Source organism: Nocardia sp. NPDC058176, assembly GCF_042883805.1.
Taxonomy (GTDB): Bacteria; Actinomycetota; Actinomycetes; order Mycobacteriales; family Mycobacteriaceae; genus Nocardia.
The window spans coordinates 336,077-360,206 of record NZ_JBHVVA010000003.1 but is presented as its reverse complement, the minus strand read 5'-3'; the positions used below and the strand labels follow the sequence as shown (position 1 = coordinate 360,206).

General features: G+C 69.5%; 21 protein-coding genes, 1 tRNA gene and 1 pseudogene. 11 read left to right on the top strand and 12 right to left on the bottom strand.

Going from position 1 to position 24,130, the window contains the following annotated elements; all coding sequences use genetic code 11:
• Positions 1-20: 20 nt before the first annotated feature.
• The 3 genes from ACFVVM_RS19740 to ACFVVM_RS19730 form a co-directional block, all read right to left on the bottom strand.
• Positions 21-1,019 carry an isopenicillin N synthase family dioxygenase gene (locus ACFVVM_RS19740; RefSeq protein ID WP_387620062.1) on the bottom strand — a complete coding sequence of 333 codons (999 nt, stop codon included), beginning with the start codon at positions 1,017-1,019 and terminating at the stop codon, positions 21-23.
• Positions 1,020-1,085: 66 nt separating this feature from the next.
• Positions 1,086-2,039 carry a DNA polymerase domain-containing protein gene (locus ACFVVM_RS19735; protein ID WP_387620059.1) on the bottom strand — a complete coding sequence of 318 codons (954 nt, stop codon included), beginning with the start codon at positions 2,037-2,039 and terminating at the stop codon, positions 1,086-1,088.
• 59 nt (positions 2,040-2,098) lie between these two features.
• Positions 2,099-3,151, bottom strand: a complete 1,053-nt coding sequence (locus ACFVVM_RS19730; RefSeq protein ID WP_387620056.1) for an alpha/beta hydrolase — start codon at positions 3,149-3,151, stop codon at positions 2,099-2,101.
• Positions 3,152-3,309: 158 nt separating this feature from the next.
• Here ACFVVM_RS19730 and ACFVVM_RS19725 point away from each other — a divergent pair, with 158 nt between their 5' ends.
• The 3 genes from ACFVVM_RS19725 to ACFVVM_RS19715 all read left to right on the top strand — a co-directional run bounded on the left by ACFVVM_RS19725 (position 3,310) and on the right by ACFVVM_RS19715 (position 7,328).
• Positions 3,310-4,722 carry a serine hydrolase domain-containing protein gene (locus tag ACFVVM_RS19725; protein ID WP_387620053.1) on the top strand — a complete coding sequence of 471 codons (1,413 nt, stop codon included), beginning with the start codon at positions 3,310-3,312 and terminating at the stop codon, positions 4,720-4,722.
• Positions 4,723-4,803: 81 nt separating this feature from the next.
• Positions 4,804-5,427 (top strand): TetR/AcrR family transcriptional regulator, encoded by a 624-nt coding sequence (locus ACFVVM_RS19720; protein ID WP_387620051.1) that lies wholly within the window; start codon positions 4,804-4,806, stop codon positions 5,425-5,427.
• A 113-nt stretch (positions 5,428-5,540) separates the two neighbouring features.
• Positions 5,541-7,328: an AMP-dependent synthetase/ligase gene (locus ACFVVM_RS19715; RefSeq protein WP_387620048.1), complete on the top strand. Its 1,788-nt coding sequence runs from the start codon at positions 5,541-5,543 to the stop codon at positions 7,326-7,328.
• On the opposite strand, the gene ACFVVM_RS19710 is transcribed toward ACFVVM_RS19715, so the two are convergent.
• Positions 7,319-7,720: a VOC family protein gene (locus tag ACFVVM_RS19710; protein ID WP_387620045.1), complete on the bottom strand. Its 402-nt coding sequence runs from the start codon at positions 7,718-7,720 to the stop codon at positions 7,319-7,321. The genes ACFVVM_RS19715 and ACFVVM_RS19710 overlap by 10 nt on opposite strands.
• A 245-nt stretch (positions 7,721-7,965) precedes the next feature.
• Here ACFVVM_RS19710 and ACFVVM_RS19705 point away from each other — a divergent pair, with 245 nt between their 5' ends.
• The 4 genes from ACFVVM_RS19705 to ACFVVM_RS19690 all read left to right on the top strand — a co-directional run bounded on the left by ACFVVM_RS19705 (position 7,966) and on the right by ACFVVM_RS19690 (position 10,518).
• A complete protein-coding gene (locus ACFVVM_RS19705) occupies positions 7,966-8,457 on the top strand; it encodes a DinB family protein (protein ID WP_387620043.1) in 492 nt (163 codons plus the stop codon).
• Between the two features lie 95 nt (positions 8,458-8,552).
• Positions 8,553-8,625: transfer RNA gene (locus ACFVVM_RS19700), tRNA-Glu, on the top strand.
• Between the two features lie 126 nt (positions 8,626-8,751).
• On the top strand, positions 8,752-9,360 hold the full coding sequence (locus ACFVVM_RS19695; RefSeq protein ID WP_387620040.1) for a QsdR family transcriptional regulator: 609 nt from the start codon (positions 8,752-8,754) through the stop codon (positions 9,358-9,360).
• A 12-nt stretch (positions 9,361-9,372) separates the two neighbouring features.
• Positions 9,373-10,518 (top strand): acyl-CoA dehydrogenase family protein, encoded by a 1,146-nt coding sequence (locus ACFVVM_RS19690; RefSeq protein WP_387620037.1) that lies wholly within the window; start codon positions 9,373-9,375, stop codon positions 10,516-10,518.
• Positions 10,519-10,573: 55 nt separating this feature from the next.
• On the opposite strand, the gene ACFVVM_RS19685 is transcribed toward ACFVVM_RS19690, so the two are convergent.
• From ACFVVM_RS19685 to bla, 8 genes are all read right to left on the bottom strand, one after another.
• Positions 10,574-11,797 (bottom strand): cytochrome P450, encoded by a 1,224-nt coding sequence (locus tag ACFVVM_RS19685; RefSeq protein ID WP_387620034.1) that lies wholly within the window; start codon positions 11,795-11,797, stop codon positions 10,574-10,576.
• Complete coding sequence (locus ACFVVM_RS19680) at positions 11,794-13,053, bottom strand: cytochrome P450 (protein WP_387620031.1); 1,260 nt, start codon at positions 13,051-13,053, stop codon at positions 11,794-11,796. The genes ACFVVM_RS19685 and ACFVVM_RS19680 overlap by 4 nt, the downstream gene beginning before the upstream one ends.
• Entirely contained in the window at positions 13,050-13,601 is a 552-nt protein-coding gene (locus ACFVVM_RS19675; protein WP_387620897.1) for an ATP/GTP-binding protein, read from the bottom strand. Before ACFVVM_RS19675 ends, ACFVVM_RS19680 begins: the two co-directional genes overlap by 4 nt.
• Positions 13,602-13,644: 43 nt before the next feature.
• Positions 13,645-13,989 (bottom strand): DUF742 domain-containing protein, encoded by a 345-nt coding sequence (locus ACFVVM_RS19670; protein ID WP_387620028.1) that lies wholly within the window; start codon positions 13,987-13,989, stop codon positions 13,645-13,647.
• The gene (locus ACFVVM_RS19665; protein WP_387620025.1) at positions 13,986-14,393 is read right to left on the bottom strand and encodes a roadblock/LC7 domain-containing protein; all 408 of its coding nucleotides are present in this window, start codon (positions 14,391-14,393) and stop codon (positions 13,986-13,988) included. Before ACFVVM_RS19665 ends, ACFVVM_RS19670 begins: the two co-directional genes overlap by 4 nt.
• The gene (locus ACFVVM_RS19660; protein WP_387620022.1) at positions 14,390-15,850 is read right to left on the bottom strand and encodes a sensor histidine kinase; all 1,461 of its coding nucleotides are present in this window, start codon (positions 15,848-15,850) and stop codon (positions 14,390-14,392) included. The genes ACFVVM_RS19665 and ACFVVM_RS19660 overlap by 4 nt, the downstream gene beginning before the upstream one ends.
• 282 nt (positions 15,851-16,132) lie before the next feature.
• Entirely contained in the window at positions 16,133-16,540 is a 408-nt protein-coding gene (locus ACFVVM_RS19655) for a RidA family protein (protein ID WP_387620020.1), read from the bottom strand.
• Positions 16,541-16,605: 65 nt separating this feature from the next.
• On the bottom strand, positions 16,606-17,469 hold the full coding sequence (gene bla, locus ACFVVM_RS19650; protein ID WP_387620894.1) for a class A beta-lactamase: 864 nt from the start codon (positions 17,467-17,469) through the stop codon (positions 16,606-16,608).
• 233 nt (positions 17,470-17,702) lie between these two features.
• Between bla and ACFVVM_RS19645 the strand changes: the two genes are divergently transcribed.
• The 4 genes and pseudogenes from ACFVVM_RS19645 (at position 17,703) to ACFVVM_RS19630 (ending at position 24,061) form a co-directional block, all read left to right on the top strand.
• On the top strand, positions 17,703-18,578 hold the full coding sequence (locus tag ACFVVM_RS19645; RefSeq protein ID WP_387620017.1) for a LysR family transcriptional regulator: 876 nt from the start codon (positions 17,703-17,705) through the stop codon (positions 18,576-18,578).
• Entirely contained in the window at positions 18,575-19,588 is a 1,014-nt protein-coding gene (locus ACFVVM_RS19640) for a serine hydrolase (RefSeq protein WP_387620015.1), read from the top strand. Before ACFVVM_RS19645 ends, ACFVVM_RS19640 begins: the two co-directional genes overlap by 4 nt.
• A 39-nt stretch (positions 19,589-19,627) precedes the next feature.
• Positions 19,628-20,002 (top strand): annotated as a pseudogene (locus ACFVVM_RS19635) (arabinosyltransferase); the annotation flags it as partial.
• Positions 20,003-20,560: 558 nt separating this feature from the next.
• Complete coding sequence (locus ACFVVM_RS19630) at positions 20,561-24,061, top strand: arabinosyltransferase domain-containing protein (protein ID WP_387620891.1); 3,501 nt, start codon at positions 20,561-20,563, stop codon at positions 24,059-24,061.
• The last annotated feature ends 69 nt before the right edge of the window (positions 24,062-24,130 follow it).

Genomic DNA, 24,130 nt, shown 5'->3' with positions numbered 1-24,130 from the left:
CGGTTCTCATCGCCACCCGCTCACGCCCGCTCCGCGAGCACGTCGGCCCACCACCGCTGCGCGACTTTCGGATGCGAACGCAGCCAGCCGACGACCGCGTTCTCGCCGAAGGCGGCCAGCAGCGGGTTGTCGGCGTCCTGACTCACCCCGCGGGCCCGGGCGGCCAGCTCGGCGGGCAGTTCCAGCGGTTCCACCACGGCGTCCAGGCGCGGCCCGAGGAAGAACGGCACCGAATACCGGTCGACACCGGGCGGCGGGCTGACCACGCGATGCCGGGTCGCGGTGAGATACCCCTGGGTAGCGATCTCGAGCATCTCGCCGATGTTGAACACGAAGCTGCCCGGCACCGGGGTCACCTCGATCCAGCCGTCCGGTCCCTGCACCTGGAGACCACCGACCTCGTCCTGCTGCAACAGGGCGAGGTAGCCGTAGTCCTTGTGCGCACCGACGCCCTGATCGTCGGCGGTGGTTTCCCGCCCGGGGTAATGGATGATCTTGACGTGCGTCGAGGCCTGGTCGTCGAACCACCGATCGAAGTACCCCTCGTCCTGCCCGAGTGCAACGGCCAAGGCACGCAGCACTTCCCGGCTCACCCGCAACGCCTCGGCCTGCCAGGCCAGCGTCACCTCCCGCAGCCGCGGCACCGCCGCGGGCCACTGATTCGGCCCGATCAGCCGCTCCCACACCGGCCCACCAGGCGGCAAGGTCTCCCGCTCGGGCCCGATATCGATCTGTTCCCGCCGATCCGGCGCCCCCGCGGTGTACTCGTGCCCGGTACTGGTGTACCCCCGGAACTGCGGCGAATTGATATTGGCGATCTCGCGCCGCCGCTCCGGCTCCAGTGCGAAGAACTCCCGGGCCACCGCGAAGATCCCGTCGGTCAACTCCGGGTCGACACCGTGCCCGACCACGTAGAAGAACCCGATCTCGTGCGCGGCCCGACGCAGTTCATCGAGGAACGCGGCGCGGTCGGGACCACGAAACCGCGCGATGTCCACAAGCGGAAGACTGGCAGTCACACCGTCCGAGATTACCGGTGAAACCGGCCTCTACCTGCAGTTTCGTTCACCGTGAACGCAATGGTTTCATTCCTCGCGGCGGGCGCGGGCGCGGCGTTTGCCCTCGTGCATGGCCTGGACCCGGGCGATCGGGATGGTGTGGCCTTCGGCGATCAGGTCGGGTGGGAGTTGCTGGGGTGCGGGCATTTCCGATGTCCACGGGTCGGTGTCGCCGAGGAGGTTCGGGGCGGAGCGGAGGGTGAAGTCGGTGGGGGTCACGTCGTCGATGTCGGTCCAGCGCAGGGGGAACGAGACGGGGACGCCGGGGCGGATTCGGGGGCTGTAGGCGGCGATGACGGTGGCGCCGCCCGCCCGGGTGGAATCGAGGAACACTTTGCCCTCGCGGTCTTCCCGGATGAACGCCGTGGTTCCCAGCGCCGGGTCGATCCGTTCGGCGCGGGCGGCGATCGCCCGGGTCGCCGCCGCCGCGTCCTCGATGGCGACGCCCGGTGCGATGGGCACGAACACGTGTAAACCCTTGGCGCCGCTGGTTTTCACCGCGCCGTCGAGACCGTCGGCGGTGAGCGCGGCGCGGATCAGGTGGGCGCCCGCCGCCGCGTCCCGGAACGTCTGCCCCGGCGAGGGGTCGAGGTCGAGCACCAGGTGGGTCGGACCGGCGCTGTGGTCGACCGGCAGCAGGGTGGGGTGGTATTCGACGGCACGTTGGTTGCCGAACCACAGCAGGGTCCGCACATCGTCACCCAGCGCGTAGGTGACCTCCCGATGCGAACTCTCCGCCCACACCGTCACCCGCGGCACCCACTCCGGCGTGTACTTCGGCAGGTTCTTCTGCATGAACGGCTCCTGCCCCGGCCGCACCCGCACCACCGACAGCGCGCGCCCGCGCAACACCCGCACCAGCCGCTCCCCCACGAACTCGAGATAGTCGACCAGATCCCGCTTGGTCGCCTCGGCCCCGTCGAACAACGGCTGATCGAGATTGCTCATCTCGACCCCACCACGCGATTCCTTGCCGGTCATGAACCCACCCTCCACCGCCACCAGGACCAGGTCAACCACCCGTTTCCGGGATCCGCCTTCTATCGCAGCTGGTCGGCGAGAGTGTTGCGTTCGACCGCCATGAAGGCGCCGTCGTGGGGCAGGGACCAGTTCGGGCCGACGAAGACCTGGTTCGCGGCGGGGCTGGGGGTGGCGAGGTGTTCGAGCCAGGCCATCGACAGTCCGGCGACCGGGTTGTTGGGGAGGTCGCCGTTCACGGCGAAGTGGGTGCCGTTGACGGCGGTGGCGATATAGGCCGGGGCCTGGGAGATCGTCTTGTAGTCGAGCCATCGGGGCCAGAGCATGTCCGGGGTGATGATGTCGAGGTTGCCGGTGATGGTCAGGGTCGGGACTTTCACGCCGAAACCGGTGGGCGCCTGGATGCCGGTGGCCACGCTGAGCGCGCCGATGATCCGCAGGCGCGGGTCGAGCAGGTGCTCGTTGCCCGGCAGGTAGCTCGCCGCCCAGAACGTGGCGCCCGCGCCGCCGGAGTGCCCGCCGAGCACTGTTCGGGCGAAGTCGACCTTGCCGTGCAGCGGCGATTCCGGGCGCGCCTCCTCTTTCAGCAGCGCCTGGATTCCCCAGATGTCGTCCGTGGGAAAGGAATTCACAAAGTTGTAGGGGATGGCTATGACGAAGCCCCGACTCGCCCACAGGCGGGCGACGGCGTCGTACTGTCCCGCGTCACCGTCGAGTCCGGGCAGCCACACCATGACCGGCGCGGCATCCATGGCCTGGAGGTCGCTCGGGTAGTAGTAGAGCATTCCGATCGGCGAGTCCAGGCCGTGCGGGAAGGCGTAGGTGCACTTCATCTTGTCCACGTCGTTGCCACCGGCCAGCCAGAATCCGAATCGCTGCACGGTCCCGTAGATGTCGTCACACGGGTGCAGCTCCTGCGACACGGTGACCTCGTGTTCGCCCAGCCGAGCGAACTCCCGATGGATCTCGCCCTGCACCGTCTTCGGCCAAATCCCGAACGGACCGGTGGACGTCGGCGGCTCGTCGGGCGACGCGGGCTGCGCCGCGGCCACCCCCGCACCCATCACGACCGCGATCACCACCGCAACGACTCGCAAGGCTGTCGATCGGAGCATCTTCCCCTCGTTTCGCGAAATATTGGACACCATCGTCCATCTTTGCGAGACTGTACTCCGACTGTGATGTGACACACAACGCACCTGGTAGATGCCTGCGTCGAACCTCGACGCACGCGGGTAACCGTGCACCACGACACGGAGATTAGTGAGCAACGATGAGGTTCGCCGCACTGAGACGAACGATCCTGACCACGGCGGCCGCGATCGTGGTCGGCACGGTTCCCGCGACGCTCGCGGTCGCCGAGCCGGCGGCGACACCGGCCCCAAACGGCTGCGCCGAGCCCGCACCCGACCAGGTCGCCGCACGACGCGACGCCGCAGCGGCGGGCTTCGACCCGGCGGCCCTGGACGCCGCACTGGATTTCGGCGCGGCCAAGGGCGCGATGGCCTTGCAGGTGTACCGGCACGGCTGCCTGATCGGTGACCGCACCAACACCTGGAATGTGCCGATGCCGCTGGCCAGCGGGTCGAAGGGCGTTCTCGCAACCGCCGTCGGGCGGGCGATCACGCTCGGCTACTTCGGGCTGGACGACCCGATCGGCACGTTCTTCCCCCAGGCCGACCCCGCCCATGCCGCGATCACCGTGCGCCAGATCCTGACCCAGACCTCGGGCCTGCACTTCCGCTGGGCCAACGACGTCACCGGCTACTACACCGATCCGGTGCTCCAGAGCCTCAACCTGCCGGTCGAACACGCCCCCGGCACGACGTTCCAGTACGCACAGGGCATCCTGACCGTGCTGGCGGAGATCATCGAGGTCACCAGCGGGCTGGACTTCCAGGACTTCGTCCAAGGCCAGCTGATGGACCCGCTGGGCATCAAACGCCAGAACTGGGTCTGGGCGCGAGACCGTTCCGGCAACACCCTCGTCTCGGGCGGGCTGGCCATGCGCCCCGACGACTTCGCCCGGTACGGCAGGCTCATGCTGCAGAACGGCACCTGGCAGGGCCGAAACCTGATCGATCCCGGCTATGTGCGCCAGGCCGCCGAACCCACCTCCGCCAACGGCGGCTACGGCTTCCTGCTGTGGACCAATGCCGGCGACACCCACTGGGGCTCGTTCTCGGGGCCGCGGGCGCGCATCCACGAGCGCCCCATCCTGCCGGGATCACCCAGGGACGCCTACGCGTTCTCCGGCGCGCTCGGCCAGTTGGCCGTCGTCATCCCCAGCCTCGACATGGTGATCGTTCGCAACGGGATTCCCACGCGCATCGATCCGAACAATCTGTCGGCCAATCTCACCGGCACCGGCAACCCCGACAACCAGGAACTCGTCCGCCTGATCACGGCCGCCGTCGATGACGCGCCCGCCGTCGCCCCCGACGACCCGTATCGCTACGACGACAGCTCCGGCCCGCTGGTCACCAGCGTCGAGGACCTGAACTTCTGGGCCGACCCGCAGAACGTCATCGGCACGCTGTTCGGCATCGGGCCCTACGCCGATGGCGATTGCAACATTCTCTGGTGCAACGGCACGATCGTGCCGGTCGACGTCTTCGACTTGTTCATCGACACGGCGACCCAACTCGCCGGAGCGGTGGGAGGTCTCGGCACCGGCCCGCGCTGACGCCGGTCATGCCCGGGCGGCGCTCCGGCGCCGATCGGACCCCGCCGAATCCGCCGCGACCCGGCCACTAGGGTTGACGGAGTGACGGCGAGCGGTTCCCCACGGGTCTATGACGGTCGCCCGGTCGAGGAGCGCCGGGCAGAGCGGCGAGAGCAGTTCCTCGCCGCCGGTCTGGCCGTGTTCGGCGAGCACGGCTATCAGGGCACCTCCATCACGATGGTCTGCAAGGCCGCCGGATTGGCGCGCGGGCAGTTCTACGAACACTTCGGCAGCCGCGAGGTGCTGTTGCTCGCGGTGTACGACCTGATCCAGGCGGACGCGCGCCGGGCGGTCGTCGAGGCACTGGCCGAGGCCGAAGAGGCCGACGCGGCGGCCCGCGCGCGAATCGCGGTGCGCGCCTACGCCGGGTCGATCGGGAGCAATCCGCACCGCGCACGGGTGTCGTTCGTCGACATCGTCGGGGTGAGCGCCGAGGTCGAGAAGCACCGGGTGGAGCAGCGGGAGATCTGGGTGCAGTTCGTCACGGCGGAACTGAAGCACACACGAGGCGCCGACTTCGTTCCCGCGGGCGGATACCGTGCCGCGGCAACAGGTTTCATCGGCGCGCTCATGGCACTGGTCCATCAGTGGAGCAGCGGTGGAACCAGCGCCGAACTCGACGACCTGATCGAGGTCCTCACCCGCTTCCTCATCAGCGTGATGTGACACCGGCCCCGATGTGATCTCCACAAGTTAGACACCAATGTCCATCTTCATGTGGCAGTCTTGTCCTCCAATGTTTAGACGCATGCGTCCAAGATTATGAGGAGGGTCGCACTGTGCAGTTCGCAGCGCCCGCTACCGATCCCGATTCCCGCGATGCCGGTCTGGCGTCGGTGGTGTACGAATACGCCTGCACCGAACCGGAATACGTGCCGTTCCAGGTCCACGACGGTCGCGGCAACTGGTCTGACATCGATATCGGCGAGTTCGCGGGCCAGGTGACCGCGGTGGCCAAGGGACTGATCGCCTCGGGAGTCGAACCAGGCGACCGGGTGGCGATCATGTCGGCCACCCGCTACGAGTGGGTGCTGCTGGACTATGCGATCTGGGCGGCCGGAGCCTGCACCGTCGCCATCTACGAGACCTCCGCGGCCGAACAGGCGCAATGGATTCTCGAGGATTCCGGAACCACGGTACTGATCGTCGAGACCGCCGCGCACGAGCGGACCGTGCGGGACATCGTCGCTGCGGCACCGGAGGTGAAGCACACGCTGCTGATCGACGACGGTGCGATCGCCACGCTGACCGAACGTGGTGCGCACGTCCCCGACGATGTCATCGCCGATCGGGTCGCGCGCACCACCGCCGCCACACCGGCGACCCTGATCTACACCTCGGGCACGACAGGCAAGCCGAAGGGCGTGCTGCTCACCCACGGCAACCTGCGCGCGGAATCGTCGGCCGCGCGCTCGGCGCTGGCGGACACGATGTCCGATGGCGACCGGACACTGATGTTCCTGCCGCTCGCGCACGTGTTCGCGCGGGTGATCTCGATCGGCGCGATCGAGGCCAAGGCGACGGTCGGGCACACCTCGAACTGGTCCACGCTGGTCGACCAGTTCGCGACCTTCCAGCCGAGCTTCCTGCTGTCGGTGCCGCGGGTGTTCGAGAAGGTGTTCAACACCGCCGAGCAGAAGGCGCACGACGCCGGACGCGGCAGGGTGTTCGACTACGCCGCCGCCACCGCGATCGCGTGGAGCAAGGCACTCGACACCGGTGGACCCGGCGTGCTGCTGCGCGCACGCCACATCGTCTTCGACCGCCTGGTGTACGCCAAGTTGCGGGCCGCGCTGGGCGGGAAATGCCGCAGTGCCGTCTCCGGCGGCGGCCCGCTCGGCGCACGGCTCGGCCACTTCTATCGCGGGATCGGCCTGCCCGTCTACGAGGGCTACGGGCTGACCGAGACCACCGCGGCGATCACGGTGAACACCGCCACGCACTGCCGGGTGGGCACGGTGGGCAGGCCGCTGCCCGGTCACTCGGTGCGCGTCGCCGACGACGGTGAACTGCTCGTGCGCGGTCCTGCCGTGTTCGGCGAGTACTGGAACAACCCCGAGGCGACCGCCGAAGCGTTCGACGACGGCTGGTTCCGCACCGGCGACCTCGGCACGGTCGACGCCGCGGGCTACGTCACCATCACCGGCCGCAAGAAGGAGATCCTGGTGACCGCCGCGGGCAAGAACGTCTCACCCGCACCACTCGAGGACTCGCTGCGCGCGCATCCGCTGATCAGCCAGGCCATGGTGGTCGGCGACGGCCAACCCTTCGTCGGCGCACTGATCACCCTGGACCGGGAAGCACTCCCCGGCTGGCTCGCTCGCCACAAGATCCCCACGGACACACCGATCGAAGTCCTGGTACACGCACCGGAACTCGTCGACGAGATCGACACCGCGGTCGCCGCCGCCAACGCCAAGGTGTCCAAGGCCGAAGGAATCAAGAAGGCCCGAATCCTGCCCGACGAATGGACCCAGGAAGCCGGCCACCTCACCCCGAAACTGTCGCTGAAGCGGAATGTGGTGACAGCAAGGCACGCCAGGGACATCGCCGCGCTCTACACCTGAGATCCCCCGCCACGCCGATCCGGCACCCGCCAGGGTGGATTGTGGCGGTTCTCGCCCGCGTGAAAGAGGCACAGGCGGTGTCCTGCGGGGTCACGGAGTCTGGCTTCACGCCAGAGCCAGGGCATGTCGGTGGGCGGCTGGTCGAACGCGACGCCCGCACGGTCGAGGCGGGTGAACTCGGCGTCGAGGTGGCCGGTCTCGAAGTAGATGGTGATGTGGGCGGCGGGAATGACCTCGTCGACCCGTTCCACCGAGAAGGTGCTGTCGCCGTCGGGGCACTCGAAGCGCAGGTAGTCCTCGGTGCGGACGATGGTTCGGAGGCCGAGCAGGGTGTAGAACCGCTCGGTTCGGGCGAGGTCGATCGCGCCGATGGTGACTTGGTTCAATCGCACGAACCGACTCCACCACGGGTGGCGCGGCCGGGCAAGGTCGGCGGACTCGCCTGGATCGATCGGCGTGCTGTGGCACACTGGGGTCAGCGTCGATCGGCGCCTGATCGACCTCGGCTGCGGTGACTCTGCCCGCGTCGCCACGCTCGGTGCGCATTCCGCGACGAGCACATCGCATTCCCTCCCCTGGTTCGCCGCGGCTAGCGCATGTGGCGTGCCCATTCGGTCCTGAATTGGAGTGAAAGTCCATGGCCACCAACAGAATTACCATCGGTGACGAGCGGGCGGTCATCGAGAGCACGCTCGATCACAACCGGGCGGCGCTCATCGCGACCGTGCGTGGCCTCTCCGACGCCGATGCCCGGCGCAGACTGGTCGCCTCGTTGACAACACCCGTCTCGCTGATCAAGCACGCCGCCGCGGCGGAGCGGATCTGGTTCCAGCGGTTCTGGGCGGGCCTCGACGCGGCCGACTGCGACGGGTACTCGGAGCGGGACGAGGGCACCTTCGCGGTCGCGGATCACGAGTCGCTGGCCGACGTGATCGCCGAGTTCGAGCGCGCGAGCCAACGGTCCCGGGAGATCGCCGCCCGCTTCGACCTCGACGACACCAAGGACAATCCCAGGGAAGGCACGGTCAGCATGCGGTGGACCCTGCTCGCCATGATCGAGGAATTCGCCCGGCACGCGGGTCACGGCGACATCCTCCGCGAACAGATCGACCGGCCCACACCCCGATGACCAGCACCGACGAGGCTCGAACCTGGCGTTTTGGTCGAACGACCGCTCGTCGGCTATCGTATGACCCGCACGTTCACCCCAGGGTGAACAGTTCTGGCCCCGTCGTCTAGCGGCCTAGGACGCCGCCCTCTCAAGGCGGTAGCGCGGGTTCGAATCCCGTCGGGGCTACAGCGAAACTCCCCGGTCATCGCGACCGGGGAGTTTTTTTGTGCCCCCAGTCATGCGACACATTGACAGATGTTGCATGCGCCATACACTGAGGGAAATGTTGCGGCGGGCACAGGAGGTGGCGGCATGGAGCAGACGGCGCTGGGGCAACGGCTCGCGGAGGTCGCCGCCCGGCCCGATGCGGTGACCGCGTTCCGGGCGGCGCGCGCGGGATTTCTCGCGGGGCGCAGGCTGGAGATGAAGGAACTCGCGGTCGAACTCGGCGTCAACCGGGCGACCCTGTTCCGGTGGGTCGGCGGTCGCGACGAACTGCTGGCCGAGGTGATCTGGTCGGTGGCCGAACCCACCCTGCGCCGCGCGGCCGAGGCGGCCCACGGCCGCGGTGCGCGCCGAATCGCCACGGCCCTGGGCGATTTCGCCCACGCCACCAACACCTCCGATGCCTTCCGCCAGTTTCTGCAACGCGAACCTGAACGCGCACTGCGCCTGCTGACCACCACCGCGGGGTCGGTGCAGCGCCGCATCGTCGCGGTGATCGCCGAACTGCTCACCGAGGAGATCGCCGCAGGCGAACTCGATCCGCCGCTGCCGGTGCCGGAACTGGCCCTGCTGCTGTCGCGGATCACCGAGACCTTCATCTACACCGACGTGATCATCGGCGAGGAACCCGACGCGGACAAGGTCGTCCGCGCGTCGCTGGTTCTGCTGGGCGAACGGCCCGAACGCAAAGATTGAGAGAGGACACCCATGCAGCGCACCGTCTACACCGAGGATCACGAGGCCTTCCGCGCTTCGGTCGCCGAGTTCGTCAAGCGCACGATCGAACCGAACGCCGAACGGTTCGCCGAGGAACGCGCGATCGATCGCGAGACCTGGCTGGCGGCAGGCGAACTCGGCTACCTCGGCCTCGGCATCCCCGAGGAGTTCGGTGGCAGCGACGCGGGCGACTACCGGTTCAACGCGGTGCTCGGCGAGGAGCTGGCCAAGGCGAGCGCGGCCCTGTCGTCCTCGTTCGGCATCCACTACGACGTGTGCGCGCCCTACCTGGTGGAGCTGACCACCGACGAGCAGAAGCAGCGCTGGCTACCCAAGTTCTGCACCGGCGAGATCGTCACCGCCATCGGCATGACCGAACCGTCGGGCGGTTCGGACCTGGCCGCGCTCAAGACCACCGCCGTGCGCGATGGTGACGACTGGATCGTCAACGGCTCGAAGACGTTCATCACCAACGGTTTCAACGCCGACCTGGTCATCGTCGCGGCCCGCACCAGCCCGGAGAAGAAGGCCAAGGGCATCACCCTGTTCGCCGTGGAGAACGGCATGGACGGGTTCACCCGCGGCCGCAAGCTCGACAAGGTGGGCCAGCCCGAATCCGACACGGCCGAACTGTTCTTCGACAATGTGCGCGTGCCCGACGCCAACCGGATCGGCGAGGTCGACCGCGGGTTCATCGCGATGATGGAGCGCCTGCCGCAGGAACGCATCGGCGCCGCGGTCTCCAACCTCGCCCACGCCGCCGCCATCCTGGACGAGACCCTCGCCTATGCCAAGGAGCGCAAGGCTTTCGGCCAGCAGATCGGCAGCTTCCAGTACAACAAGTTCCTTTTCGCCGAGCTGGTCACGAAAATCGAAGTGACGCAGGCGTTCGTCGATCAGGGTGTGGTCGCGCACGCGGCGGGCCGGCTGTCGGCCGTCGACGCCGCGAAGGCGAAGTGGTGGTCGGCGCAGGTGCAGAACGAGGTGCTCGACGCCTGCGTGCAGCTGCACGGCGGCTACGGGTACATGCGCGAGTACCGGGTCGCGCGGGCCTGGATGGACGCCAGGGTCACCAAGATCTGGGCGGGTTCCAACGAGATCATGAAGGAACTGATCGGCCGCGATCTCGGTCTGTAGGACGTAGGTGCGTCGCGCCCGGGGTGGAATGCCACCGGGCGCGACGCGACGCCGGTCAGCTCAGGTGGATCGGCAGGGCGGCCAGATCGTTCTGCGTGAGCACCGGCAGGTTGCCGAGCTCGGTGTCGGGCACGGCCAGCCGCAGTTCCGGGAACCGCTCGAACAGCGCGGGCAGCGCGATCGCCGCCTCGAGCCGCGAGAGCGCGGCGCCGGGGCAGATGTGCGGGCCGTAGCCGAAGGCCAGGTGGCGGTTGGCGGTCGGCCGGGTCACGTCGAAGTCGTCGGCGGTCTCGCCATGCACGGTGGTGTCGCGGCCGATGGCGCGGTAGGACATCACCACGCCCTCGCCCTTGGCGATCACGGTGTCACCGACGGTGATGTCCTCGGTGGCGAAGCGCATCAGCAGATGCGTGACCGGGCCGTCCCAGCGCAGCGACTCCTCGATCACCTGCTTCCACTCCACGTCGCCGGCAAGGACTTTCGCCAGCTGCTCGGGTTCGCTGAGCAGCGCGCGCACGGTGTTGACGATCAGGCTGACGGTGGTCTCGTGCCCGGCGGCGACGAGGGCCTTGATGTTGCCGATCGCCTCCTCCTCGGTGAGCGGCTCACCGCCTTCCTCGTCGGCGACGATGAACGCGGAGGTGAGATCGTCACCCGGGTTCGCGATCTTCTGCCGGACCTGATCGGTGAAGTACACGTCGAGCTCGTCGATCACGCGCAGGCGCTCGTCCTGCGGGGTCATCACCGAGAAGAACGCCTTGTACCACTCGAGCAGCTGCGGATGGTCCGCGCGGTCGACACCCATCAGCTCGCCGACGACCCGCATCGGCAGCGCGTAGGCGAAGACCGACTTGAGGTCGACCGGCGCACCGTCGGTTCCGGCGGCCTCGAGGTCGTCGAGCAGTTCCACGGTGAGCCGCTCGATCACCGGGCGCAGGTTCTCCAGCCGGCGCGGGGCCAGCGCCTGCGCGGTCTTGAGCCGCAGGCGTCGGTGCTCGGGACCGTCGACGGTGAACATGGAGCGACCGGCGTCGATCATGCCGATCAGCGGCCACTGGCGGGTCACCACACCGTCGGTCCACAGCGACCACGCGTCGATGTCCTTGACCAGGCGGGAATCGGTGGTGAGCTGCCGGGCGACGGCGTGATCGGTGACGGTCCAGGCCGGGACGCCGAGCAGCTCGATCTTGGTGATCGGGCCTTGCTCACGTAGTCGAGCGGTCTCTCCGTCGAGGTCACCGACCATCGGGTCGATGGCGAAAGGGCATTGCGAACTCACGTGGAACCTCCGACGGGTCGAACTGGTGTGAAACGAACGGGCAGTGCGGTCATGCCCCGTAGGAATGCCGAAGGTCGCCGGGTCAGTTGCTCGGCGGGGACCGCCAGGTCGACATCGGGGAGCCGGTCGAGCAGCACCTCGATCCCGGTCCTGGCGATGATCTCGGCGATCTGCTGCGCCGGGAACGGGCAGCGGTATTCGCCATAACTGAACGCGAAGTGCGCGTTGTTGCCGGTGGGCACCACATCGCCGTCGGTGAACGACTGGCGCACATGCGGATCGAGATTGGCCGCGGCCAGGCCCAGCAGCAGCATGTCGCCGGCGCGGATCGTCTGGTCGGCCAGGCGGGTGTCGCGCGCGGCCCAGCGACCGGCCAGGATCGAGGTGGGCCCTTCTTCCCAGAGCACCTCGTTCATGGCCTGGCCGACACTGCGGCGGCCACCGCCCAGCGCCGCGGAGAACCGGTCGTCGACCAGCATCAACCGCATCGCGCTGCCGATCCAGTCCGCCGTCGGCAGCTGACCGGCGGCGGTGATGGCCATCAGGTCCATCATGTATTCCTCGTCGGTGAACGGCTCCGGGTCGGCCAGCATGAGCGACACCAGATCGCCCGCGGGCTGCACCTTCTTGGTCGCCACCAGCCGCGCCATGTGCTCGGCGAAGCGCGCGTGCCCGGCCTGGGCGTCGGCGCCGCCGTCGGCGAGGGCCTTCATGACCAGCACCAGGTCGGCGGCGTCGGAGTCGGGCAGGCCGAGGATGCGCGCCAGCGCGAGCACCGGCAGCGGCTCGGCGAACTCGGCCACCAGGTCGGCGGTGCCGCGGCCACAGAAGCCGTCGATCAGCCGGTCCGAGAGTTCCTCACAGGCACGGCGCAATTCGAAGTGATCCACCGCGTCGAGGGCGGGTTCCACCATCGCCAGGTGCCTGCGATGCTCCGCGCCCGCGGTGAAGTAGATCGAGGGCATCGGCCTGCCGACCATCGGCAGCAGCGGCCAGTCGTCGGGCACCCGGCCCCACTGGTTCCACAGCGAGACATCGCGCGGGAACAGCAGCGGATCGCTGGTCACCTGGTGCAGTTCGCGATAGCCGATGACCAGCCAAGCCGGGAAGCCGCCGGGCAGTTCGACCGAGACGACCGGACCGTGCTCGCGCCGCATCCGCCGGTAGACCTCGTGCGGTTCGATGTGGAACTCGGGTCCGCTCAGCGGAACCGCGCCGGTGATCGGGCACGCGCCGGTGCCGGTCGGTGTGCTCATGAAACGGTTTCCCCCTGCGGGACAGCGGAATACAGATGCTCGACCAGGGCGATCAGCACCTGTTTGCTCGATTCGCGCGAGCGCGCGTCACACATCAGCAGCGGCACCGCGGGGTCGAGGTCGAGCGCCTCGCGCACCGCCTGCGGTTCGTGCGAGTCACCGAAGTCGTTGCAGGCCACCACGAACGGTGTGCCCTGGTGTTCGAGCCGGTCGATCGCGTACCAGGAGTCGGCGATCCGGCGCTGATCGACGAGCACGATCGCACCGAGCGCGCCCGCGAACAGCCGGTCCCACAGGAACCAGAACCGTTGCTGCCCAGGGGCGCCGAACAGATACAGCACGTGCTCGTCGTCGAGGGTGATGCGGCCGAAGTCGAAGGCCACGGTGGTGGTCGACTTGCCCGGCACCGCGGTGGCGTCGTCGATGCCCTCGCCGACATCGGTCATGGTCGCCTCGGTGTCGAGCGGGCGGATCTCGCTCACCGAGCGGACCAGGGTCGTCTTGCCGACCCCGAATCCGCCGATGACGACGATCTTCAACCCGTGCATCGCCGTGGAATTCAGCGGAGCACGGGCCCGCTCGGGCTTGTCTTCAGAGCTTGCGGAGTCCAACGAGCACCTTTTCCAGAGTGGATGCGTCCAGCGACATCGCCGCCGACAGCGGCGGACGGACGGTGATCTTGCCCGCGTGCAGCAGATCCGACAGCACCACGGTGGCGACGCCGACCGGCAGCCGCAGTTCGGCCGCGATCTCCACCACCGCGGTCGGCGCCCGGCACATCTCCAGGATCGCCACCTGCTCGGAACTCATGCCCGCGGTGGGCGCCGACTCGCTGACCACCAGGGTGACCAGGTCGAAATCCTCGGTGACCGGGGTGCGTCCGCCGGTCAGCGTGTAGAACCGGTCGGGATCGTCGTCGCGGCCCGCCCTGGTCAATTCGGCGCTCCGCGTCTGGGTTGGGCGGCCATATGCTCGCCCAGCTGCTCGACCAGCTCGTGCATGGTGTGCCCGACCAGGCCCGCGTCGGCGTCCTCGGCGGCGACCACCGCTAAATGGGCGCCGCGCCCCGCCTCGACCACGAACAGGATGCCGCCGTAGAACTCGGTCATCGACTGGCGGACACCGCCACGCCCGTCACCGAACTCGACGGAGGCCCCGTGCGACAGGCTCTGGAATCCGGCGGCGATGGCGGCCAGCTGGTCGGCGCGATCGACGTCGAGTTCCGGGGTATGGCAGATCTTGAGCCCGTCACCGGACAGCAGCAGGGCGTGCCGGGTGCGCGGGGTACGGGCGAGCAGCTTCTCGAGCAGCCAGCTCAGGTTCGCGGTTGCGGTGGTCATCGGTCCTCCAGGGGGTCGGAAGCGGCGGCGGCGCTGCCTGATTCGTGCCCGCGGCCGGGCGCGGAACGTTGGAAGGCGCCCAGCGCGCCCGGCTTGGCGGGCGCGGCCGGTGCGGACGGCGTGCTGGTGAGGCCTTCGGGGTGGACCTGGGCCAGGGTGTCGCCGCGGCGGCGGCGCGGCAGGGCGGGGGTGCCGGAGGTCGGCGGCGCGGCCGTCGGCTGCTCCGGCGCGGGTCGCGCGTGCTGCCCGACGGTTTCGGCCCAGCCGAAGTCCGGGGTGTCGGCCCTGGCGTGCTGGGCGCGCGGGGTCGGCGTGCCGAACTGGCCGAGGGTGGTGTGCTGGGTGTCGGGGGGGCGCGGGGTGGGCGCGGTCAGCTGATTGGGGGTGCGGCTGCGGCGCTCGGCGCGCGCGGTGAGTTCGCGCGGCACGACGACGACCACGGCGGTGCCGCCGATGGCCGAGGGCCGGTAGGACACGGTCAGGTCGTGTTTGCGGGCCAGGTGACCGACCACCGCGAGGCCGAGCCTGGTGCCCGACAGCGAGGCCAGGTCGGTGCCCTTGCCCTTGTGGTCGCGGCCGGTGACGGCGGCTTCGGCGCGGCGCAGCGCCGAATCGCTCATGATCAGGCCGCTGTCCTCGATCGTGATCACCACACCCGCCGGTACTTCCGCGGCGTAGACGTGCACCTCGGTGGTGGGCGGGGAGAAGTTGCAGGCGTTGTCGAGCAGTTCGGCGAGGGTGTGCATCACGCCTTCGGCGGCATGTCCGGCGACGCCGACCTCGGCGACCGCGCGCAGCCGCACGCGCTGGTATCCGGCGACGCGGCCCATGGCGCCGCGCAGGATGGATTCCATCGCAATCGGTTTCGCCCAGCGGCGACCGGTGCGGGCGCCGCTGAGCACGGCGATGCTGTCGGCGAGGCGCCCTGCCTGGGCGGTGCGGTGGTCGATGTGCAGCAGGTCGGTGAGCACCCGCGGGTCGGCGTGCCGGTGCTCCATCTCGCGCAGTTCGGCCAGCATGCTGGTGGTCATGGCCTGGATGCGGCCCGCGGCACCGGCGAAGGCGGCCAGTGCCGCCGCGCCGCGCCGCGCGTTCTCCTGGGCTTCCCAGGCGTAGGCGGCGGAGTGTTCCTCGGCCTGGGTGATCCGGGCGCTCGCCTCGGCGACGGTGGTGGCCAACTGCTGTTCGGCGCGTTCGGCGGCGGCGCGGGCGGCATGGGCGTCGGCGCGCTGGCGCAGGGCGACGAAGACCGCGGGGCAGCCGATCAGGGCGGTGGCGAGTGCGGCGGCGAGTACCGGAATGCCGATGTCGTTCGGGGCGAAGACCGCGGTCACCGCCGCGATCGCGACCACGGCCACACCCGCGCCGAACACGACATATCCCGCCGAGCCCCCGGATTCACCGCGCGGGACGAACTCCCCCACCGGTGCCATCGGCCTGACTTCCGCAGTACTCACAGGCCCCCAACCGCCGATCGCTACATCGAACACGCAGCATGACAGCACGTTTCGATAACGCGGCAGAGCATATCGAGCCCCCGCCCTGCCTGCCACTCCTACGGAAACGGTTCATCGCCCGTTCGAATCCCGGTCAGCGGGAGGTCGGATCACCACCGTGCCCCCACCGACCGGCCCAGCGCTGGTCACGACCGTGCACACCTCTATGTCACACCTGGCCCCGCCCCCTATCACCGGTGCTCGACGTGCAATCGATCACGCTGGTGCGAACCCGCGTGCCGCTCAGTCGAGCACGGCGGTCGCCTCCACTTCGACCAGCAGATCCGGCTCGCCCAGCGCGGCGACGCCGATGAGGGTGATCGGTTTGACCGGGTCGACGCCGAGCTTGGCCGCGGCCCGCGCCACACCCTCCCCGAGCAGGGGGTACTTGTCCGGGCTCCAGTCGACGACATAGATGGTCAGCTTCGCGACATCGTCGAACGAGCCGCCGATCGCGGCGAGCGCGGTGCCGATGTTGAGATAGGCCTGTTCCACCTGGGCGGCGAAATCGCCCGTGCCGACCGGATTGCCCTCGGCGTCGCGCGCCACCTGTCCGGCGAGGAAGACCAGCCGGGAGCCGGAGGCGATCGAGAGTTGCCGATACACCTCCGGCTGGGGCAGTCCCTCCGGATTCACCAGTACCACGGCCATGTTCGCTCCCCTTCTTCGACGGTTTCGTTCGAACATAGCGGTGGGGTCCGACAGGTTTCGGTCGCTCAGCCGAGCGCGTCCACGGCAAGCCTGGTCGCCTCGGCGATGCTCTCGTTCGAGGGGTCGGCGTCCTGCTCGGACTTGGTGGACAGCACGGCGAGCACGATCGGCTCACGACCGGGCGGCCAGGCGATGGCGACATCGAGGGCGGTGCCGTAGGCCGGGGTGCCGGTCTTGTCGCCGACCGTCCAGTCTGCCGGCACTCCGGCCTGGATGCGCTTGCCGCCGGTGGTGTTGGCGCGCAACCAGTCAGCGAGTTGTGCGCGTTCGGGCTCGGCCAGAGCCGTGCCGAGGACGAGTTCGCGGTAGTCGGCGGCGATGGCGGCCGCGGTGGTGGTGTCGCGGTCGTCGCCGGGGACGGCCGTGTTGAGTTCGGTTTCCCAGCGAGCGAGGCGGGTGACGGTGTCACCGAGGGTGCGGACGAAGGCAGTGAAGCCCTCGGGTCCGCCGAGTTCGCGCAGGAGCAGGTTGCCCGCGGTGTTGTCGGAGACGGTGATCGCGGCATGGCAGAGCTCGGCGACGGTCATTCCGGTCTCCACGTGCTGCTCGGTTTCCGGGGAGTACTCGACGAGGTCGGCGGCGGTGTAGTGGATGACCTTGTCGAAGTAGCCGGTGTCGAGCGGATGGGCCTGCAGCAGCGCACCGCAGGCGATGCCTTTGAACATCGAGGCGATCGGGAAGCGCTCGTCGGCGCGGTGCTCGATGGTGGTGTCGGTCCCGGTGTCGATCACCGACAGGCCGAGGCGAACGCCGTATTCCGACTCCAGCTCGGCGAACGGCGGGGTGGCCGCCACCGTGGTCGTGGTGTCGGGGGCGGCGGATTCGGTGCTGGTCGAGCAGGCGGTCACGGCCACGGTCGAGAGGGCCATGACGACGGCGGCGAGGCGCCTGCGGATCGGGAATACGCGGTGGGCTGGGGCGAAGGTGGTCACCGGTGCACCACACCATCGTGGCCCTGCTCGCGGCCAATACCCGGCCCCGGCGCGTCCGAGTCGCGTTCGATATCGGCACAGGTCGGCAAGCCCGGAACCAACCGAAAGGTCGGGAGTGGACCAGCGGATTTCCGGTCGATCGACGTGGCGACCGGGATCGCGCTGGTTCAATGGCCGTCATGGATCTGCTCCGCCATCTCCGGTTCTTCGTATCCGTCGCGGACGAGGGCCATTTCGGGAAGGCGGCAGCCGCGCTGCGGATGACCCAGCCGCCGCTCTCGCAGGGGTTGCGCCGGCTCGAACAGCATCTCGAGGTCGAGCTCATCCACCGCACCAGTCAGGGCGCGATGCTCACCGAGGCCGGGCGGCAGTTGCTGCCGCGCGCCCGGCTGCTCGTCGACGACGCCGACCGGCTGCTCGCGGAATCGCGGCGGATCGCCCAGCTCAGCGGGTCGGTGCGATTCGCGGCGACGGCGGCGGTGCCCGATCGACTGGTCGCCGCGTGTGTCACGGCGTTGCGGGTGGACGGCGCCGAGGTGTCGACGGCACTGGGGACGACGGTCGATCTGATCGCCGAGGTGCGCGCCGGGGTGTGCGATCTCGCGGTGATCGAGCATCCCGCGCTGGTCGATGGTGTCGAGGCCGGGCCGGTGGTGAAGTTGCCGCGCTGGCTGGTCGTGCCGGCCGGACATCGCACCACCACCGCCGAGCGGCCCACTTTTCCGATGCTGGCGGGCCTGCGGTTCGCGCATCCACCGCGCGCGGCCAACCCGCCCGCCTTCGACAGCATGCGTGATCTGCTGCGCGAACGCGGGCTCGACGCCCAGCCGCTCGCCGCGACCGAGGACCGGGCGGTGCTCGCCGCGGTCGCCGCGGGGTCGAGCTTCGGCGTGACGGCGACCCCGCCGACGCCGACGCCCGGGGTGGCGTGGTTGACGTTGGCGCCGCAGTCGGTGGCCCTGCGGGTCAGGGTGGTTCGGCGCGCCGATGCCGCGGGGCAGGCCGAGGCGCTGGATCGGGTGCTGTACCGGGAGCGGCTGCGATGAACACGCCACGCGACCTCGACGACGGTGTCCGCCGGGCGCGGCGAAGTGGTGGCACCGCCGTCGAGGCGCGCGGGATCACCGGCCGTGGCGTCGAGCAGCAGCGCATCCAGGGGAATTCGCCCGGTGACGCGGTGGGCCGGATTCGTGGCGTCTTCGCCGATGCCGGGTGCAGCGGGTGGTTGCATGCCCGGCGGTGTGATGATTCCGGCGCCGAGGTCTGCGTGAACGGGCGGGACCGGGTGGTGCTCGCGTCGGTGTACAAGCTGGTGCTGTTGGTGGCGTTCTGTCGGCAGGTCGACGACGGCACCATCGACCCGTCGGCTCGGCTCACCATCGACCCGTCCGAGTGCACGCCAGGTCCCACCGGTCTTGCGGCACTGCATGATCCGGTGACTTTGAGTCGCCGTGATCTGGCGACGTCGATGATGACGGTGTCCGACAACGCGGCCGCTGATGTGCTGCTCGGCGAGGTGGGTCTCGCCGCGGTGACCGAGCTGGTCGACGAACTCGGCCTGACCGAGACACGGGTGCTCGGCGGGACCGCGGATCAGCATCGAAGCCTGGTGCGCGACACCGACACTCACAGCACCGCCGAGGCTTTCGCCGCACTGGCCGACAACGACGAAGCCTGGACCGTGGCGGCCTACGACCCCTCCTACGCGAGCGCGACGACCCCGGAGGAGATGACCCGGCTGCTGCGGCGGCTGTGGACCGGTCACGTGTTGTCCACTGCGAGTGGCGAATTCGTTCGTTCGGTGATGGGTAGACAGATCTGGCCGCATCGGATCGCCGCCGGCTTCCCGCATCAAGGGGTACTGGTCGCGGGCAAGACCGGGACCATCGGGGTGATCCGCAACGAAGTGGCGGTGGTGGAGTTCCCTGACGAAACCCCGGTCGCGGTGGCAGTTTTCACCCGTGCGGCCCGCGCCGACCCGACGCTGCCGGTGGTCGACGCGGCGATCGGCGAGGCCGCGCGCATCGCCGTCACCGAGTTGCGCCGTCCCCGCTGACCGACGCGGACCGGGCCGGCATGGCTAGCATCGGTCCTCGTGTGGGGAGATATTTCCGGCTTCGGCCGTGTGAAAGTGATCGGCATCGTAGCGGGGGTTCTCGGTGTGCTGCTGGCGGTGTCGATTCCGCTGCTGCCAGTCCAGCAGGAACGCGCGAGCCTGAATTGGCCGCAGCCGCAATCGCTGCAAGTCAGCGCGCCGCTGGTGAGCTATGTGCCATCGACGCTGGACCTGAGCGTGCCGTGTACGGCATTGCAGGGTCTGCGCGGGGGGACCGTCCTGTCCACGGTGCCGGCGCAAGCGCCGCGAGCGGGGTCGAAGGGTCTGGTCGCGCGGGTCGAGGAACGGCCCGAGTCGGGACCGAATCTCGCTGTGGTGCTGCGCGATCGGCTATTGCTGAGCGTGCCGGTGTCCGAGATCTCGGGCGGGGTGTCCGGGGCGGGTTCCGCAACTGGGCCGACAGGTAACGGGCAACCGCCGACGGGCGCCCCGGGTGCAGCACAGCCTTCCGGCGACGCTGCGCCTGGCGAGAACACTCCACCTAGCGAGACTGCTCTGCCTGGCGAGACTCCCCCGCCGGGCGCAACTCCCCCGCCGGGCGCAACTCCTCCGCCCGGTACAACTCCACAACCGGGGGCAACCCCTCCACCGGGGGCGACTCCTCCACCGGGCGCGACCCCTCCACCGGGGGCGACTCCCCCACCGGGCGCGACCCCTCCACCGGGCGCGACTCCCCCACCGGGCGCGACCCCTCCACCGGGCGCGACTCCCCCACCGGGCGCGACTCCCCCACCGGGCGCGACTCCCCCACCGGGCGCGACTCCGCTGCCCGGCGCGACTCCGCTGCTCGGTGCAACTCCCCCACCCGGCGCAACTCCACCGCTGGGCGAGACTACTACTCCACCTGGCGCCTCGCCGCTGCCCGGCGGGACCAGTGCGCCCGGCTCAACTGCATCACCAGGCGGGACTGCTGTGGGTGGGTGCACGGCGTTGACCGTGACTTCTACGGCGGCGGGTACGACCGCTGAGCTCGTCGGGATGAGTCGGGCGGATGGGTCGCCGATGCGGACGACGGTCGACGGGGATGTGCGGCCGCAGGTGGTAGGCGTCTATACCGAGCTGGATCGGGGGCGGCTCGGGGAGGCGTGGTTGCGGGCCGAGATCGATACGCGGTTCTCGTCGAGTCCGAGTGGGTGGAAGCTGGCGGCGATCATCGGTGCGGTGCTGTGTGCGCTGGTGGCACTGATCTGCCTGCATCGCAGCGATATTCGCGATGGGCGACGGGCGCGACGGGTGTTGCCCGCGCGGTGGTGGCGGATCACCGGGGTCGACGCCGTGGTGGCGGGGACGCTGGCGGTCTGGCATGTGATCGGGGCGAACAGTTCCGATGACGGATACATCCTGACGATGGCGCGGGCCTCGCAGGAGGCGGGGTACACCGCGAACTACTACCGGTGGTTCCAGGTGGCCGAGGCGCCGTTCGGCTGGCCCTACGAAGTGCTCGCGCTGATGACCCGGATCAGCGAGGCGGGGCTGTGGATGCGGTTGCCCGCGCTACTCGCCGGGCTCGTGTGCTGGCTGGTGCTCAGCCGGGAAGTGTTGCCGCGGCTGGGTTCCCGGGTGAGTGGGAGCGCGATCGCCCGGTGGACCGCCGCGCTGGTGTTCCTGTCGGTTTGGTTGCCCTTCAACAATGGGTTGCGTCCCGAGCCGCTGATCGCGGTGGGCGTGCTGCTCACCTGGTGCTCGATGGAACGGGCGATCGCGACCCGCCGTCTCCTGCCTGCGGCCGTCGCGGTGCTCATCGCGGCGTTCTCCCTCGCGGCCGGTCCGACCGGACTGATCTGCCTCGGTGCGCTGCTCGCGGGTTCGCGGCCGGTCCTGCAGACGATCATCGCCCGCGCCCGAACCGGTTCCGGCCCAACAGTAGTGCGCTACGCCGCGCTGCTGGCGCCGATCGCCGCCGCGGGCACCCTGGTCCTGATCGTCGTCTTCGCCGACCAGACCCTCGCGACCGTGCTCGAAGCCACCCACGTCCGCCAGCTCATCGGCCCCGACCTGTCCTGGTTCGAAGAGCGCACCCGCTGGGACTCGCTGCTGTCGGTGAACCCCGACGGTTCCCTGGCACGACGCTTCGGCGTGCTCGCCATGCTCCTGTGCCTGGCCGTCGGCATCCTGGTGACCCTGCGCCGCGACGGCCGCATCCCCGCCACTGCCCGCGGCCCGGTGACCCGCCTCCTCGCCGTGGTCGCCACGGCCCTGCTGCTGATGATGTTCACCCCCACCAAGTGGACCCATCACTTCGGCGTCTACGCGGGCCTGGCCGCCGCCCTCGCCGCGGTCACCGCAGTCGCCCTGAGCCGCAACGTGATTCGCGCCAACTACCTGCGCACCCTGTTCGCGTCCGCCGTCCTGTTCCTGCTGGCGATCAGCTTCACCGGCTCCAACGGCTGGTGGTACGTCTCCGGCTACGGCGTCCCCTGGCCCGACCGCGCCCCCACCCTCGCCGGAATCGAGATCTCCACCGTCTTCCTGGCGGCGACGGGGCTGACCTTGTTGGTCGCCCTGTGGCAGTACTACCGCGCACCGTACCGAACCACGCACGTCCCACCCCGAACCTCGCTCGCGAGTCGGACTTCCGCGACGGCACAACCGAATGGGCCACCCGGCGAGGACACTTCGCATGTTTCGCCCGCAGCATCGAATGGCGAAGCCACAGCGTCGATCGATGGAGACGCCACGCCAATCGGCGAAAACGTCACCACCGACGGCGATGTCACGTCGACCGGGGCTGCCACCCCAGCCGATGGATCGCATCATGCCGACACAGCGGGCGCGCCTACCGGCGAGACCGAGCGCACGGAGGGGACGGTGACCGCCTCGAGGCTGAGCACAGGCGCCAGTACAGAAGCCCCGACCGCGACGCCGACAGCCCAACAGCCCGGCAAGCCTGCGGCGGTCGCCCCTGTCGGCTCATCAGGCTCGATTGCCTCGCGAACCGACGGCACAAGCGATCCGCTGGACACCGAGCCGACGATTCCACCGACCGACATCGCAGCAGGCCCTGCCGAGACCGCCGCGTCGAGCGTGGGGAAACGCACCGCCGCAGGGCATTTCCGCTTTCCCGCCGTCGCTCCATTGACGGTGGCCGCCGCGGCGATGGTCCTGTTCGAGGTGGGTTCTCTTGGAGCAGCCGCCATTTCGCAGTATCCGGCCTATTCGGTCGGACTCTCGAATCTGCGGACGCTGGCCGGGAATCAGTGCGCCATGGCCGATGACGTGCTGGTCGAGACCAACACCGCGGACTCGCTGCTGCGCCCCTACACCGGCACCGTCGCCGAGGGACTCGCGGCCGAGAACAACGGCTTCACCCCAAACGGCGTCGGCAGCCTCGCCCCCGACCCGGGCCCCGGCCAATCCTCGGCCCCACCTTCAGGTTCGGGCCCCGCACCCGGCGGCCCCGGCGGAGCACCGGGTGGCCCAGGCGGGCCAGGCGGAGCACCCGGCGGCGTCGGCGGTACTGCACCCAGCGGAGCCAGCGGCGCACCTGGCGGTCCTGGCGGCACCGTGCCCGGCGGACCTGGCGGTATAGGGCCCGGTGTTCCCGCTGGGCCAGGAATGGGTGGGCCCGGTGGCGCTGGGGTGCCTGGGGTCAATGGCAGTACGGTGGCGCTTCCGTTCGGGCTTGTGCCGGAGCGGACGCCGGTGCTCGGGAGTTACTCGAGTGGGATGCCGCAGCGGAGTTCGTTGACCACGCAGTGGTATCGGTTGGATTTGGCTGCGGCGCTGGCGGATCCCGCGTATCGGGTGTTGGTGCTCACCGTCGCGGGGCGGATCGAGGGGGTGGCGCCGGATGGGCGGGTGATGCCGGGGCAGCGGGTTCGGGTGGAGTTCGCGCGGCGGGATGAGGATGGGACGGTTGCCGCGTTGGGTGACGTGGTGCCGCCTTCGGTCGGTGGGGCGCCGGGGTGGCGGAATCTGCCGGTGGCGTTGGAGCGGATTCCGGTGGGGACCACGGCGGTTCGGGTGGTCGCGGAGTCGGCCGAGCCCGATCCGATGCGGTGGCTCGCGGTGACTCCGCCGCGGCTGCCCAAGCTGTCGAGCCTGAGCACGGTGGTCGGTGAGACCGATCCGGTGCTGGCGGATTGGCATGTGGGACTGGCATTCCCGTGTCAGCGGCCGTTGGATCACCGCCGTGGTGTCGCGGAGATGCCGATCTGGCGGATCCAGCCGGACAAGCTCAACGCGCAGGTCTCCGAGACCTGGCAGGGCGAGACCGGCGGCGGGCCACTGGGCTGGACCGGGATGCTCATGCACGCCCGCACCGTCCCGGCCTACCTCGCCGACGACTGGACCCGCGACTGGGGCGAACTCCAACGCCTCACCCGCTACATCACCGCCCCACCCGCAACCCTCGGCACCCGGGTGGTCACCACATGGGGCTGGACGAACGAGGGTCCGATCAGAACCGGCTGACCGGCGGGCACTGCAGCGCGGTGCTGGGCTGGGTTCGTCGAGGGCAAGAAGCCGCCGCTACCGAGAACA